This is a genomic window from Rothia sp. HSID18069, assembly GCF_003989155.1.
Lineage (GTDB): Bacteria > Actinomycetota > Actinomycetes > Actinomycetales > Micrococcaceae > Rothia > Rothia aeria.
In genome coordinates this window covers 357,239-369,697 of record NZ_RBMG01000001.1, presented here as the reverse complement: position 1 = coordinate 369,697, position 12,459 = coordinate 357,239, and the positions used below count along the sequence as shown (strand labels likewise).

Here is a 12,459-nt window from a genome sequence, read left to right as displayed (position 1 = left end):
AGAGCAGACTTCGTGTTTTCCGCACCCCAATACACGCCGCCGAAACCCACACCAGGCGGTAAAAACCCACCCATTCTCACATTTGGTGACGGGCACCTCACGAGTTTTACACACTCGCCCACAAAGTGTTTATGATTAGTTCCTAGTGACTATTTACGCCTTCGTGGCCTCCCACCGGATAATCGACCTGACCACCGTCGCATTACTGAGCAACGGTGCTTCCAGTGTGCCCGAAACACTCACAAGCGACACCGCCGGTCAGCTGGGGGTTGAAGGGTCCGTGGTGCTGGCAACCTGCAACCGCCTCGAAGTGTACATAAAACTGGCAGTCCCCGAGCACCTGGCCCCCGTGAGCGAGCTGATATTCGCTCATATCGCCACCCAAGCCGGACTCGCCCAAGAGATCGTCAGCAGCAGCTTTGAGGTGTACAGCGACCTCGAATCCGCCGAGCACCTTTTCACCGTGGCCTCGGGCCTGGAATCGGCGGTAGTTGGTGAACGAGAAATTGCCGGGCAGGTGCGACGGGCGCTCGCCACCGCCCAGCAGGCTGGCCCCGTGCCGGGTGAGCTGGTGCAGCTCTTTGAACACGCCGCACACACCGCCCGTCAGGTAGGCCAGCACACCACCATCGGGTCGCAGGGGCGTTCTATTGTGGCGGTTGCCCTTGATTTGGCCGATACTGTGGCTGAAAAAGACTGGGCTAACCGGCGGGCACTTATCTTCGGCACGGGTGCCTATGCGGGTGCCACCATTGCAGCCCTGCGGGAACGCGGATGCGAAGATATTTGGGTGAATTCCCGTTCGGGCCGTGCCCAGCAGTTTGCCGCCAAACGCGATGTGCACGCGGTGCCGCAAGGGCACTCATGGCAGGCAATGGCCGAGGCGGATGTGATTATCGGCTGTTCCGGCGGGGCCGCCCCGCTGCCGCCCTCCGACATTCCCCCCGGCCGGCACACCATCCTTGATTTGGCGCTCTCCCGCGATTTCGACCCCGCAGTGGCGGATCTGCCCGAGGTGGAGCTCATCACCCTAGAGTCGGTGCGCATGGCCGCCCCCGAAGAAACTGAAGAGGCCGTCGCAACCGCCCAGCGCATTGTCGAATCGGAGATGCAGGCGTTTGCCGCCCGCCAGAAAACCCGCAATATTGATGCGGCTATTGTTGCTTTACGCGGGCACACCATGAGTGTGCTCGACACCGAGCTTGAAAAGGTACGCAACCAATTTGGGTGCGGTGCCGCCGCCGAGCAGCTGGAACTGGCAATGCGCCGCATGGTCAAATCCCTGCTGCACACCCCCACCATCCGGGCCAAGCAGATGGCCGCCCAGGGGCGCACCGATGAGTACGTAGCCGGGCTGGAGGCACTCTACGGTATTGAGGTCGAAGAAGACTAAACCGGCACGCCCCCAATGTCGCCGGGCACCAACCGTTAACGCCAGGTTTGCATGGGGCCAAATGCCCGCTTGAACGTGAGGGTAAAACCCGCTAAGCCCCCGGCGAATCGGTGATACCGCCCGCCCGAAGAGCGCCCCCGGCGGGTTACACTAATCATCAAGACAAAACGCCCCGCCGAGTGTTTTACAAGGAGCATCATGGAAATCAAAATCGGTATCCGCCACATTTCTCGCGAGATCAGCATCGACACTAATGAGACCGCTGAGAAGGTGCGCTCAAAGGTGACCGACGCTATTCATAACGGCACCACGCTTGAGATTACCGATGAGAAAGGCACCACAACCTTCGTACCCGGTGCGCAGATCAGCTATGTTGAGCTAGGCACCGAGGAGAAGCGTCACATCGGTTTCGGCTTCAGCGCCTAAACTCTGCCGCAGCACGCCCGCAACCGCCGGTTTCTGTTCCGTGCGGATGCGGGCTTTTGCACTTTTACAATGAATATTTTTCCGCGCTATCACAGCGATTAAAGATGCGATTCGTCCTCAGACGGGTTAATATTTAAGGGTTAAGTGAATGACCGGTCGTTAGACTACACAATTTCTTGTTCCTCCCCAGGACGGGGTTACGAATTTCCCGCGATCGGCTTCTACATCATGAGCGCCACGCACCGGCACACGCGAACGTGTGAGCCGTATACGCCTCAACCGCGCACCGAAAAACGCGAGGGCCTGGCGCCGCCGAACACCCCCACGGGTAGGAGAACCACTCAATGGCTGATAACGCAGCACAACAGAAAACCGAGACATTCGCCGACTACGGCGTACGCCAGGACATTAGCGACGCACTGGCGGCGGTGGGCATCACCACCCCCTTCCCCATTCAGACAATGGCGCTGCCGGTGGCGCTGGCCGGGCACGATATTATCGCCCAGGCAAAAACCGGCACCGGCAAAACCCTGGGCTTTGGCCTGCCCACGATTCAGAGCGTCACCGGGCGAGACGACGAAGGCTGGGAGGATTTGGAGTTCCCCGGCGCCCCGCAGGCGCTCATTCTGGTACCCACCCGCGAACTGGCCATCCAGGTGGGTGAGGACCTTGCCATCGCCTCGAAACTGCGTAACGCCCGCGTGGCAACCCTGTACGGCGGTGTGCCGTACGAGCCGCAGGTGAAGCTGCTCAAGAAAGGGCTGGAGGTTGTGGTCGGCACCCCGGGGCGCCTCATTGACCTGTACAACCAGGGTGCGCTGAACCTGAAACAGGTGAAGATTGTGGTGCTGGATGAGGCCGACGAGATGCTGGATTTGGGGTTCCTGCCCTCGGTCGAGAAAATCCTCAGCTACCTGCCCTCTCAACGGCAAAGTATGCTGTTCTCGGCGACCATGCCCGGCCCGGTGATCTCAATGGCGCGGCGCTACATGAATAAGCCGATGCGCATGAGCGCCGCCGACCCGGAAGACCAAGCAAAAACGAAGGCGTCAATCCGGCAGGTGGTGTACCGGGTGCACCATATGGATAAAGACGAGATGCTGGGCCGTATTCTGCGTGCGCAGGGGCGTGGGCGCACCGTCATTTTCACTAAGACCAAGCGGGATGCGGCGCGGGTTGCCGATGAGCTGATTGCGCGCGGGTTCGCCGCCGCTCCCCTGCACGGCGACCTCAATCAGGGTGCACGTGAGCAGGCGCTGCGTGCCTTCCGCAACGGCAAGGTCGATATTCTGGTGGCGACCGATGTTGCCGCCCGCGGTATTGATGTGGAAGACGTGACCCATGTGATTAACCACCGTGTGCCTGAGGATGAGAAAACCTACCTGCACCGCACCGGACGCACCGGGCGCGCTGGCAATGAGGGCACCGCTGTGACCTTCGTGGACTGGGAGGATGTTTCCCGGTGGAAACTTATTAATGACGCCTTGGAGCTGGGGGTTCCTGACCCTGTAGAAACCTATTCGTCCTCGGAGCACCTGTTCTATGATTTGAACATCCCTGCCGGAACCAAGGGCCGTCTGCCGCGGTCCGAGCAGACGCTGGAGGGTCTGGACGCCGAGCGTCTGGAAGACTACGGGGACTCCCCGCGCGGGGCTCGCTCATCATCGCGCGGCTCGGGCCGGGGTTCCCGGGGCCGGGGTGGTTCCGGCTCACGCGGGACCGGGTCGCGTTCACGTGCTGCACGGGATGAGAAGCCCGGGCAGGATTCCGGTAAGAAACGTCAGCGCCGCCGCACCCGCCGTGTTGAGGGTGAAAGCGCACAGGGCCGTGAGGGTAAACGCGCCGAACGGGAAAAGTCAGTGGAGTCTACCGGCAGCGGTAAACGCCGCCGCCGCAGGCGCCGCCAAGGCTCTAACGGGGCGGGCTCCGGTGCTCTTGCCGCAGGTGGGGAGTAAGCAGCGAGTGAGCGAAACAGTACCCACCGCAGCTACGGCTCAATCTGCGGGCGCTGCTGCACCTGCTTTCGACCCGAACGGTTCGTCGCTGGTGGTTCAGGCCGATAATCTGGCGTATCTGAGCGAGCTGCCGGATGCCTCATTCACCGTCATCTACATTGACCCGCCGTTTAACACCGGTAAAACGCAGACACGGCGCACCCTCAAAACCGCCCCCGCGCAGGAGGGCGGTGCCCGGGGTGACCGCACCGGGTTCCAAGGCAAAAGCTACACAAGCGCCCTGCAAACCCTCGCAAGCTACCATGATGCGTTCGAGGACTACTGGGCGTTTTTGGAGCCGCGCATTAGGCAGGCCCACCGTCTGCTCACCCAGGACGGCACCCTCTACCTGCACCTGGACTGGCGTGAGGTTCACTACGCCAAGGTCATGTGCGACATGATTTTTGGGCGCGACTGTTTTATGAACGAGCTGATCTGGGCCTACGATTACGGCGCAAAATCCACCAAACGCTGGCCCACCAAGCACGACAATATTCTGATGTACGTCAAAGATCCGCAAAAGTACTATTTCAACGCGGACACGGTGGACCGTGAACCCTATATGGCGCCGGGATTGGTGACCGAGGAGAAAGCGGCGCGCGGTAAACTCCCCACCGACGTGTGGTGGCATACGATCGTCTCCCCCACCGGCAAGGAAAAAACCGGCTACCCCACGCAGAAACCCGTGGGGCTGCTGAAGCGGATGATCGCAGCCTCCTCACGCCCGGGCGACTGGGTGCTGGATTTCTTTGCCGGCTCCGGCACAACCGGGGCCGCAGCCGTTGAGCTGGAACGTAAGTTCGTGTGCGTGGATCAGAACCCGCCCGCGATTGAGGTCATGGCGAAACGCCTGAACGTGGAGGAGCACTCATTTGCCGCGTACCGGGGTGTGCCGCGCGGGGCGGCGGTGCTGTTCACACCGCAGCGCAGTGTGGGTGTGCGCGGGGGAACCTCGCGGGACGCGCTCACGGCGGCCTCACGGCGCGCGCTGGCGGCGCAGAGCCGTAAAGTACAGGAAAGTGTTGAGCCTGTGCCGGGCGCATCAAGCGTGTTTGTGCGGCATCATTCCACGGACGCGGTGGATAAAGACTTGCGAATCCGCGGCCGGGACGTGCTACGCCGTGAAAGACGCCGCCAGCAGCTCGCTAAAGAACGGGCGCAGACGGCGAAAAAGTAGCCTCCCGCAGTTCCGTAACACGCAGAAAACAGCATAATTAGCCTATTCAGAAGGGTTTTGTGCCTTCAGAAGTTAGAAAGTCTTCTGAAAGCACAAAACCCTTCTATACAGCGCATTATTAGCCCCGTCCACAGGAGCCGCGGACACTAGCGGCTAATCTGGGCGCGGATCGCCTCCACGGTTTCGCGGGAGGTGGTGTACTCCCCCAGTTGGTTTGGTTTGCCCGCACCGTGGTAGTCGCTGGAGCCGGTCACCAGCAGCTCACGTTCACGCGCAAATTCCAGCAGGCGCGCACGGTTCGGCTCGGAGTTTTCGCGGTGGTACACCTCCACCCCGGCCAGGCCTGCCTCGACCATCTGCCCCAGGTATTCCAGCGGCAGCGCTGGCCCGCGTTCCTCGCTCATGGGGTGGGCCACCACCGGCACGCCACCGGCGGCGCGCACCAGCCGGATAGCCTCCAGCGGGTCCATTGACTGCTGGTGCACATGGTACGGGCCGTTCACATGCAGGATATTGTCGAACGCGTCGGCGCGGTTCTCGGCGGCACCCACGGCAACCAGCGCATCGGCAAGATGCGGGCGCCCAAACACGGTGTTCTCACCGTCACTCGACTGGGCGAGCACATCGTCCCAGGTCAGCGGGTAGTCGGCGGCGAGCCGGTCCGCCATCCGGCGGGCGCGGCTGAGCCTATCATCCAGCAGGCGTTTCATCTCATCCCGCAGCTGCGGGTAGTCGGGGTCGTACCCGTACCCCAGCAGGTGCACGCTCTTAGTGCGCTCATGTCCCTGCTCGTCCCGGTAGCTGTAGCGGCACGAGAACTCGCCGCCGGGCAGAAAATCCAGCCCGTACTCCCCCGCCAGCTCGGCGGCCTGCGGCCACCCGCGTGCGGTGTCATGGTCGGTCAAGGCGAATCCGGCAAGCCCAGCCTCTCTAATCAGAGGAACCAGTTCGGTCAGCGGCTGGGTACCATCAGAAATATCGGAGTGAATATGCAGGTCGTAACGTTCAGTCATACCCTAACTGTACCGCACCACAGCGCCCCACCAGTATCAGTGGCACACGGCCTTTTCGGGTTTCGCCCCACCCTAAAATACGCCCCACGCGTGGGATAGAATACAACTATGAGTGAAAATACGAAGAAGAGCGCAGAAGCTCCAGAAACAGATCACCGCGATACCCCCAAAGCATCAGCTTTTCAGGAGTTCATCGCATCTAATTGGGAGCCAGCAGCCGATGACGGTTATACCCGCGAGCGCGTTGCCGATTTTGCGGCGCAGCGCCGTAAGAAGATTTCCCAGAAGTTCCCGGGTGAGCGTCTGGTTCTGCCCGCGGGGCCGCTGAAGGTTCGCTCGAACGATTGTGATTACCGTTTCCGCCCGCATTCGGCGTTTGCGCACCAGACCGGGTTGGGTGTTGATCATGAGGCTGACGCCGTGCTGGTTTTTGAACCCGTGGAGGAGGGCACCGGCGATAACGGCTCGAACCATGAGGTGACCCTGTATTTCCGCCCGCTGGCTGGCCGTGACACCACGCAGTTTTATGCGGATGCGCGCTACGGCGAGTTCTGGGTTGGCCCGCGCCCCACGCTTAAGGAGTTTTCGGAGCGTTACGGTGTGCGGACGAAGGACCTTTCGGAGCTTGAGGTTGCGATTACGAAGAACGCTGGGGCCCAAGATTTGGGTGGGGTGCGTATCCGGCTGGTGCGTGAGGTTGATCCTTCTATTGATGCGCTGGTTGATACTTCCCGGTACAACACGGGCGTTGCGTTGGAAGAGTCCGATAAGCTCGATTCCGAGCTGACGGTGGCGCTCTCTGAGGCCCGTCTGATTAAGGACGAGATCGAGGTTGAGAACCTGCAGCGTTCGGTTGATATGACGGTGAAGGGCTTCGAGGAGGTCGTGCGTGAGCTTCCGAAGGCGGTGGCGCATCATCGTGGTGAGCGCGTGGTGGAGACCGCGTTTTTCTCGGTGGCACGTACCGACGGCAACGACCTGGGCTATGACACGATTGCAGCCTGCGGGAATAATGCGACGATTCTGCACTGGATTCGCAATAACGGCACCGTGGATGAGGGCAAGCTGCTGCTGCTGGATGCCGGTGTTGAGGACGATACCCTGTACACCGCCGATGTGACCCGCACGTTCCCGGTGAACGGCAAGTTTACCGAGGTTCAGGCGAAGGTCTATAACGCGGTGCTGGATGCTGCGGATGCGGCGTTTAAGGTCGCTGTGCCGGGTCGTAAGTTCCATGAGATTCACGATGCCGCGATGGAGGTGCTGGCGCATCGTCTGGAGGAGTGGGGGCTGCTGCCTGTTTCGGCTGAGGTTTCTTTGACGGTTGAGGGTGGTCAGCATCGTCGGTGGATGCCGCACGGCACCAGCCACCATTTGGGTTTGGATGTGCACGACTGTGCGCAGGCGAAGGCGGAGCTGTACACCGGCGCAACCCTGGAGCCGGGTATGGTCTTCACGATTGAGCCCGCGCTGTACTTCAAGGATGAGGATTTGTCTGTTCCCAAGGAGTACCGCGGTATCGGTATTCGTTTGGAAGATGACGTGCTGTGCACCGAGGACGGCAATGTAAACCTCTCGGCGGCACTGCCCCGCACGGTTGAAGAGATTGAAGCGTGGATGGCGAAGCTCGCCCGGTAGTCTCTTAGTTTCGCAGACGAAACTCCCCGCAGCCGGTACTGTCCTGGCTACGGGGACTTTTTGTTGTGTCAGATACCTCTTTGACGTTGAACGCTAGTCTTCCTTGACGCCTTTAGGCTTAGGGGTTTCGCGGGCTGGGGCCTGCCGAATAGTTTTGGCGTATTCCTCCGGGTCGTCAATGCGCAGACCGAACCGCTGTGCCGCCGGCTGGGCGGGGGCCCGTTCACCGCCTTGGGGTTCGGTACCGCTCTCTGCCGCAGGGGCGGTGCTGTCGGTGGCGTCCGTTGCGGCTACCCGCCCCGCATCCGGTGAGGCGCCCCGCCCGTAGCCGCTGAGGGCGCCAGTGGTGTTTTTAGCAGACTCAGACTCGGTGCCCGCTGCGGTGCCTGCCGTACCGGCCGGGGCGGAGGGGGTACTGCCGGTACGCGGTGCGGCTGTGCCTGTTGTGCCCGGCTGCTGCGTTGCGTTCCCGCCGCCGTATGCCGCCCCGTGTACTGAGCGCATCGCTTGGGCAAAACCGGGGGTGTCGCGCAGGATCATGCGTGCCTGCCCGGCGTACTCGCTCAGCGCATACATGGTGGTGCGTTCGGGGATTGCTTCCCCGCGCATCGGGTAGCGGCTATTGCCGCCGCGGCGGATACTCACCAGGGTCCACACCATAAAAATGGCGACGCTCAGCGGCACCGTTGAGGCGGCGCGCCCCAAAAAATCAGACCCGTCACCAATGGTCAAAGCCGCACACCCCAGCCCGGCGATAATCCCCCACATGAGGGAGGAGAGCAGCATCCGCCCGTAGCTGCGCTGCAGCGGGTACTCCACCTGTTTCACGCCCTCATTCACCAGGTACAGGGCGGTCACCGGGAACCCGGCGGCGCTGAGCACGTCAAAAGCGGCGAGCGCGTCGTCACGTCGGGTGAACGCTGCGAGCGCCTCGCCGTTGGGAAGCGGCTGGCCGCTGGCTTGTGCGAGGCGGGAGGCAAGGTATGAGGAGGGCGGGGTCTGAGTCATACCCCTATCTTACCGGGGCGGGTGGGCCCGCCGCAGGGTGGGTGCGCCATCGGCTGAACCGGTTTTTGAGGTCGCATGGGCGGGCCGGTGTGCTAACGCACCGGGTTACGCCCACAGCCAGCGGACCCTTATATAAAGTGCGCATTCTCTTTTTCGGGCGTACCCTAGAGAGGTGAGCAATACTAAGTCCAGCGCCCCCAGCAAAATCTATATTGCGCGCCTGCTCGGCCTTGACGTGTTCGACCCGTTCGGTGACCGCCTGGGCAGGTTGCGTGATGTTGTGGTGCTCAAACGCGGTTTTGGTGCCGCCATGGCGGCAGGTTCACGCCCCACGAAAGGCAACGAGCCGGTGGTGGTGGGCATCATCATTGAGGTGCTGGGCAAAAAACGTGTGTTCATGCCGATGACCCGGGTGCGCAGCATTGAGGCGTCTCAGATTATTTCGACGGGCCTGGTGAACCTGCGCCGTTTTGAGCAGCGTAATTCTGAGGTGCTGGTGGTTGGGGAGCTTTTTGACCGCCGGGTGCGGCTGCTTGACGGCAGCGGGGACGCCGTGATTGAGGATGTGGCCATTGAGCAGCGCCGTAACGGCGACTGGGGCATTACGGAGCTGTTTGTCTCGCGCACTGTAAAATCCAGCAGCGGCTGGCGGCGCCGGTCTAAGGAGACGCTGGTGGTGGACTGGGACGAGACGATCCTTTCCACCGACCTTGAGCCGCAGGAGGCGACCACGTTCGTCGCCAACCACGAGAATGCCCGCGCCGCCGACCTTGCGGATGCCATCCACGAGATGAGCGATAAGCGCATGCTTGAGATTGCGCACGAGCTGCAGGATGAGCGGCTGGCGGATGTGCTGCAGGAGCTGCCGGAAGAGGATCAGGTGCAGATTCTTTCGCATCTTGACGACGAGCGTGCCGCGCAGGTGCTTGAAGAGATGGAACCGGATGACGCCGCCGACCTGCTGATTGAGCTGCCGGATGCCCAGCGTGAGAAGCTGCTGGAGCTCATGGAGCCCGACGAGGCGGAAGATGTGCGCCGACTGCTTGAGTACGATGAGGGTACCGCCGGTTCGCTCATGAACCCGGTGCCGATTATTCTCTCCCCCGAGTCGACGGTGGCGGAGGCGCTGGCGCATATTCGGGCTGAGGAGATCCCCCCGGCGATGGCCGCGGCGGTGCTGGTGGCGCGTCCCCCGTTGGAAACCCCCACGGGCAGGTACCTGGGGATGGTGCACATGCAGCAGCTGCTACGGGTACCGCCGAGCGAGTCGATTGGGCGCATCCTAGACACGGACACTGAGCCGGTCTCTGACCAGGCCAGCCTTGAGGAATTGGCGCGCGTGCTGGCAACCTACGATTTGACCATTATCCCCATTGTGAACGAATCACACCGGCTGGTGGGGGCGGTGACGATCGACGACGTACTCGATGCGCTGCTGCCTGAGGACTGGCGAACCTTCGACGATGGGACTCCTGTACGAAAGGTAGGACGCCGATTTGTCTGAGCAGAACCACCTGCGTACCGAAGAAAACCCGCGCATTGATAAGGCGCGTATCCTGAAGGATCGGCTGGAGAAAAAATACTCCGAAAGGTATGCCGAGGGCGGCCAAAGCGGGCGGGAAAAGACCCGTTCGCGTGCCGAGTCGCAGCTGAGCACACCTGCTGAGCGTAAGGTGCGGAGGTTCACCTACAGCCCGAACCCGGATGCGTTCGGGCGTATGACCGAGGGGTTTGCCCGGTACATGGGCACACCCCAGTTTCTGCTGTGGATGACTGTTTTCTGTGGCGTGTGGCTGGGGTGGAACACGCTCGCCCCCGAAGAGCTGCAGTTTGACCCGCGAAGCCTCAACTTTACCCTGCTGACCCTAATGCTCTCCCTGCAGGCATCGTACGCCGCTCCCCTGCTGCTGTTGGCGCAGAACCGGCAGGATGACCGTGACCGTGTGGTCGCCTCCGAGGACCGTAAACGTGACCAGCAGAACCTTGAGGAGACACAGTATCTGACGCGTGAGATCGCCTCGCTGCGTATTGCCCTGCGTGAGGTTGCCACCCGTGACTTTGTGCGCAGTGAGCTGCGGGATATTTTGGAAGAGCTGAAATCTATTCAGGAAGAGCAGGAACGCCAGGCTGAGCAGCTGCACGATATTGGTGAGGAATACGAGGACGAGGACACCCACGAGGACGGCGCGCAGCAGGGCTCCGAGAGCAGCGATAGCGCCGCGGCGGGCGATGCGGCAGCCAGTGCGGCGGATAAGAAAGAGCGCCGGGACGTTAGCTAGCTCCTAGCCCGGTGCCTGCTGCCGGGCGCATGATGAGAAAGGCAGGGGTCGTTCCGGCGGGGCTGTGTTTCTTCTAGGGTGCGTATGGTGGTGGGCTGTGAGTGCTGGTCAGCGCCCGCGTTACCGCCGCAGCTTAGGCCCCGAGTAAACTATCCCCGTATCCCGCAATCCCGCATAACCCCAAGAGCCGCCCCCGTAAACCCATGACTCTATGAACGTGTATATCGCACCGTATGCTTTGTTGCGGAAAGGATGAACGAATGAGCGAGCACAACCCCAGGGGGACCAACTCGAACACTCCAGCCTCCAATAGTCCGCTGGCGGATGCGCTCTGGGCGGCCCTGGGCACCGTTGAAGACCCCGAGCTGCGCCGCCCCATCACGGAGCTGGGGATGGTTGAACGCGCCCAGGCCGTTAGCGAGGACGACGGCGGGTATGTGGCGGATGTGAAAATTCTGCTCACCATTGAGGGGTGCCCCCTGAAAACCACGATCGAGCAGGATGTGCGCAAGGCCGCCAGCACCGTTGAAGGCATCACCCGGGTTCAGGTTGAGGTGGGTGCCATGAACGCCGATCAGCGCAGCGCGCTCAAATCGCAGCTCAAACCTGAGCGCACCAACCCGTTCACTGCCCCCGGGTCGCTCACCCGCGTGTTTGCTGTGGTATCCGGCAAGGGCGGGGTGGGTAAGTCGTCAATGACCGCTAACCTGGCGGCGGCGTTCGCCTCCCGTGGGCTGGCCGTGGGCATTATTGACGCGGATGTGCACGGTTTTTCCATCCCCGGGCTACTGGGCGTTCAGGAGGCACCCACCCGCCTGGATGACCTGATTATCCCGCCCGCAGTGGATGCGCCCCGGGAGCACGGGCAGGTGCGCGGCGGCTCGCCGGGCGGGTTCGTCAAGGTGATTTCCATTGGCATGTTCCTCAAAGGTAACCAGCCGGTGGCGTGGCGCGGGCCAATGCTGCACCGGGCGTTGGAGCAGTTCATCCTTGACGTGCATTTTGGGGCGCTCGATATTCTGCTGCTTGATTTGCCTCCGGGTACGGGAGATATTGCGATCTCAATGTCGCAGCTGCTGCCCAATGCCGAGCTGGTGCTGGTTTCCACCCCGCAGCACGCGGCGGTTGATGTTGCCGAGCGCGCTGGCACCCTGAGCCTGCAGACCCGCCAGAAAGTCAGCGGTGTCATTGAGAATATGGCGGCAATGACCTTACCGGATGGCACGGTGCTTGAAATGTTCGGCTCCGGCGGGGGCACCCAGCTGGCCCAGCGCCTAAGCAGTGTGCTCAACTACCCGGTGCCGCTGCTGGGTTCGGTGCCGCTGGATGTGTCTCTGCGCACCGGCGGGGATGAGGGCACCCCCATTGTGTGGGGCGACCCCAACTCCCCCACATCCGCCGAGATTCAGGCCATTGCTGGTAAGCTGCTGCACCGCGACGAGTCGCTGGCGGGCAAGCCGCTGCGGCTGAACGTCTAGGAGGGTGCACCGGGGCCGCACGCGCGGGCGGGGCGGGGAATACACTGTACTTC

10 protein-coding genes are annotated in these 12,459 nt (G+C 62.0%); 8 read left to right on the top strand and 2 right to left on the bottom strand.

Going from position 1 to position 12,459, the window contains the following annotated elements:
* The first annotated feature begins 145 nt into the window (after positions 1–145).
* The 4 genes from D8M41_RS01735 (at position 146) to D8M41_RS01720 (ending at position 4,990) form a co-directional block, all read left to right on the top strand.
* On the top strand, positions 146–1,393 hold the full coding sequence (locus D8M41_RS01735; protein WP_126926291.1) for a glutamyl-tRNA reductase: 1,248 nt from the start codon (positions 146–148) through the stop codon (positions 1,391–1,393).
* 198 nt (positions 1,394–1,591) lie between these two features.
* Positions 1,592–1,819: a DUF3107 domain-containing protein gene (locus D8M41_RS01730; protein ID WP_023134093.1), complete on the top strand. Its 228-nt coding sequence runs from the start codon at positions 1,592–1,594 to the stop codon at positions 1,817–1,819.
* Between the two features lie 344 nt (positions 1,820–2,163).
* Positions 2,164–3,774, top strand: coding sequence for a DEAD/DEAH box helicase (locus tag D8M41_RS01725; protein ID WP_023134094.1), 1,611 nt, complete (start codon positions 2,164–2,166; stop codon positions 3,772–3,774).
* A 7-nt stretch (positions 3,775–3,781) separates the two neighbouring features.
* Positions 3,782–4,990 (top strand): DNA-methyltransferase, encoded by a 1,209-nt coding sequence (locus D8M41_RS01720; RefSeq protein ID WP_037232318.1) that lies wholly within the window; start codon positions 3,782–3,784, stop codon positions 4,988–4,990.
* Between the two features lie 146 nt (positions 4,991–5,136).
* On the opposite strand, the gene D8M41_RS01715 is transcribed toward D8M41_RS01720, so the two are convergent.
* Positions 5,137–6,003 (bottom strand): PHP domain-containing protein, encoded by an 867-nt coding sequence (locus D8M41_RS01715; protein WP_006889165.1) that lies wholly within the window; start codon positions 6,001–6,003, stop codon positions 5,137–5,139.
* 108 nt (positions 6,004–6,111) lie between these two features.
* Between D8M41_RS01715 and D8M41_RS01710 the strand changes: the two genes are divergently transcribed.
* Positions 6,112–7,641 (top strand): aminopeptidase P family protein, encoded by a 1,530-nt coding sequence (locus tag D8M41_RS01710; RefSeq protein WP_006889152.1) that lies wholly within the window; start codon positions 6,112–6,114, stop codon positions 7,639–7,641.
* A gap of 93 nt (positions 7,642–7,734) precedes the next feature.
* Here D8M41_RS01710 and D8M41_RS01705 read toward each other — a convergent pair whose 3' ends face one another.
* A complete protein-coding gene (locus tag D8M41_RS01705; protein ID WP_006889181.1) occupies positions 7,735–8,649 on the bottom strand; it encodes a hypothetical protein in 915 nt (304 codons plus the stop codon).
* Positions 8,650–8,821: 172 nt separating this feature from the next.
* Here D8M41_RS01705 and D8M41_RS01700 point away from each other — a divergent pair, with 172 nt between their 5' ends.
* From D8M41_RS01700 to D8M41_RS01690, 3 genes are all read left to right on the top strand, one after another.
* Positions 8,822–10,153: a magnesium transporter MgtE N-terminal domain-containing protein gene (locus D8M41_RS01700; protein WP_006889208.1), complete on the top strand. Its 1,332-nt coding sequence runs from the start codon at positions 8,822–8,824 to the stop codon at positions 10,151–10,153.
* Entirely contained in the window at positions 10,146–10,928 is a 783-nt protein-coding gene (locus D8M41_RS01695) for a DUF1003 domain-containing protein (protein ID WP_006889149.1), read from the top strand. Before D8M41_RS01700 ends, D8M41_RS01695 begins: the two co-directional genes overlap by 8 nt.
* Before the next feature lie 260 nt (positions 10,929–11,188).
* Entirely contained in the window at positions 11,189–12,406 is a 1,218-nt protein-coding gene (locus D8M41_RS01690; RefSeq protein ID WP_006889206.1) for a P-loop NTPase, read from the top strand.
* The last annotated feature ends 53 nt before the right edge of the window (positions 12,407–12,459 follow it).

What these genes read in the sequence shown, in the direction of transcription:
- D8M41_RS01730 (WP_023134093.1), top strand. Translation starts at nt 1,592, where the DNA reads ATGGAAATCAAAATCGGTATCCGCCACATTTCTCGCGAGATCAGCATC.
- D8M41_RS01715 (WP_006889165.1), bottom strand. Translation starts at nt 6,003, where the DNA reads ATGACTGAACGTTACGACCTGCATATTCACTCCGATATTTCTGATGGT.
- D8M41_RS01690 (WP_006889206.1), top strand. Translation starts at nt 11,189, where the DNA reads ATGAGCGAGCACAACCCCAGGGGGACCAACTCGAACACTCCAGCCTCC.
- D8M41_RS01710 (WP_006889152.1), top strand. Translation starts at nt 6,112, where the DNA reads ATGAGTGAAAATACGAAGAAGAGCGCAGAAGCTCCAGAAACAGATCAC.
- D8M41_RS01725 (WP_023134094.1), top strand. Translation starts at nt 2,164, where the DNA reads ATGGCTGATAACGCAGCACAACAGAAAACCGAGACATTCGCCGACTAC.
- D8M41_RS01705 (WP_006889181.1), bottom strand. Translation starts at nt 8,649, where the DNA reads ATGACTCAGACCCCGCCCTCCTCATACCTTGCCTCCCGCCTCGCACAA.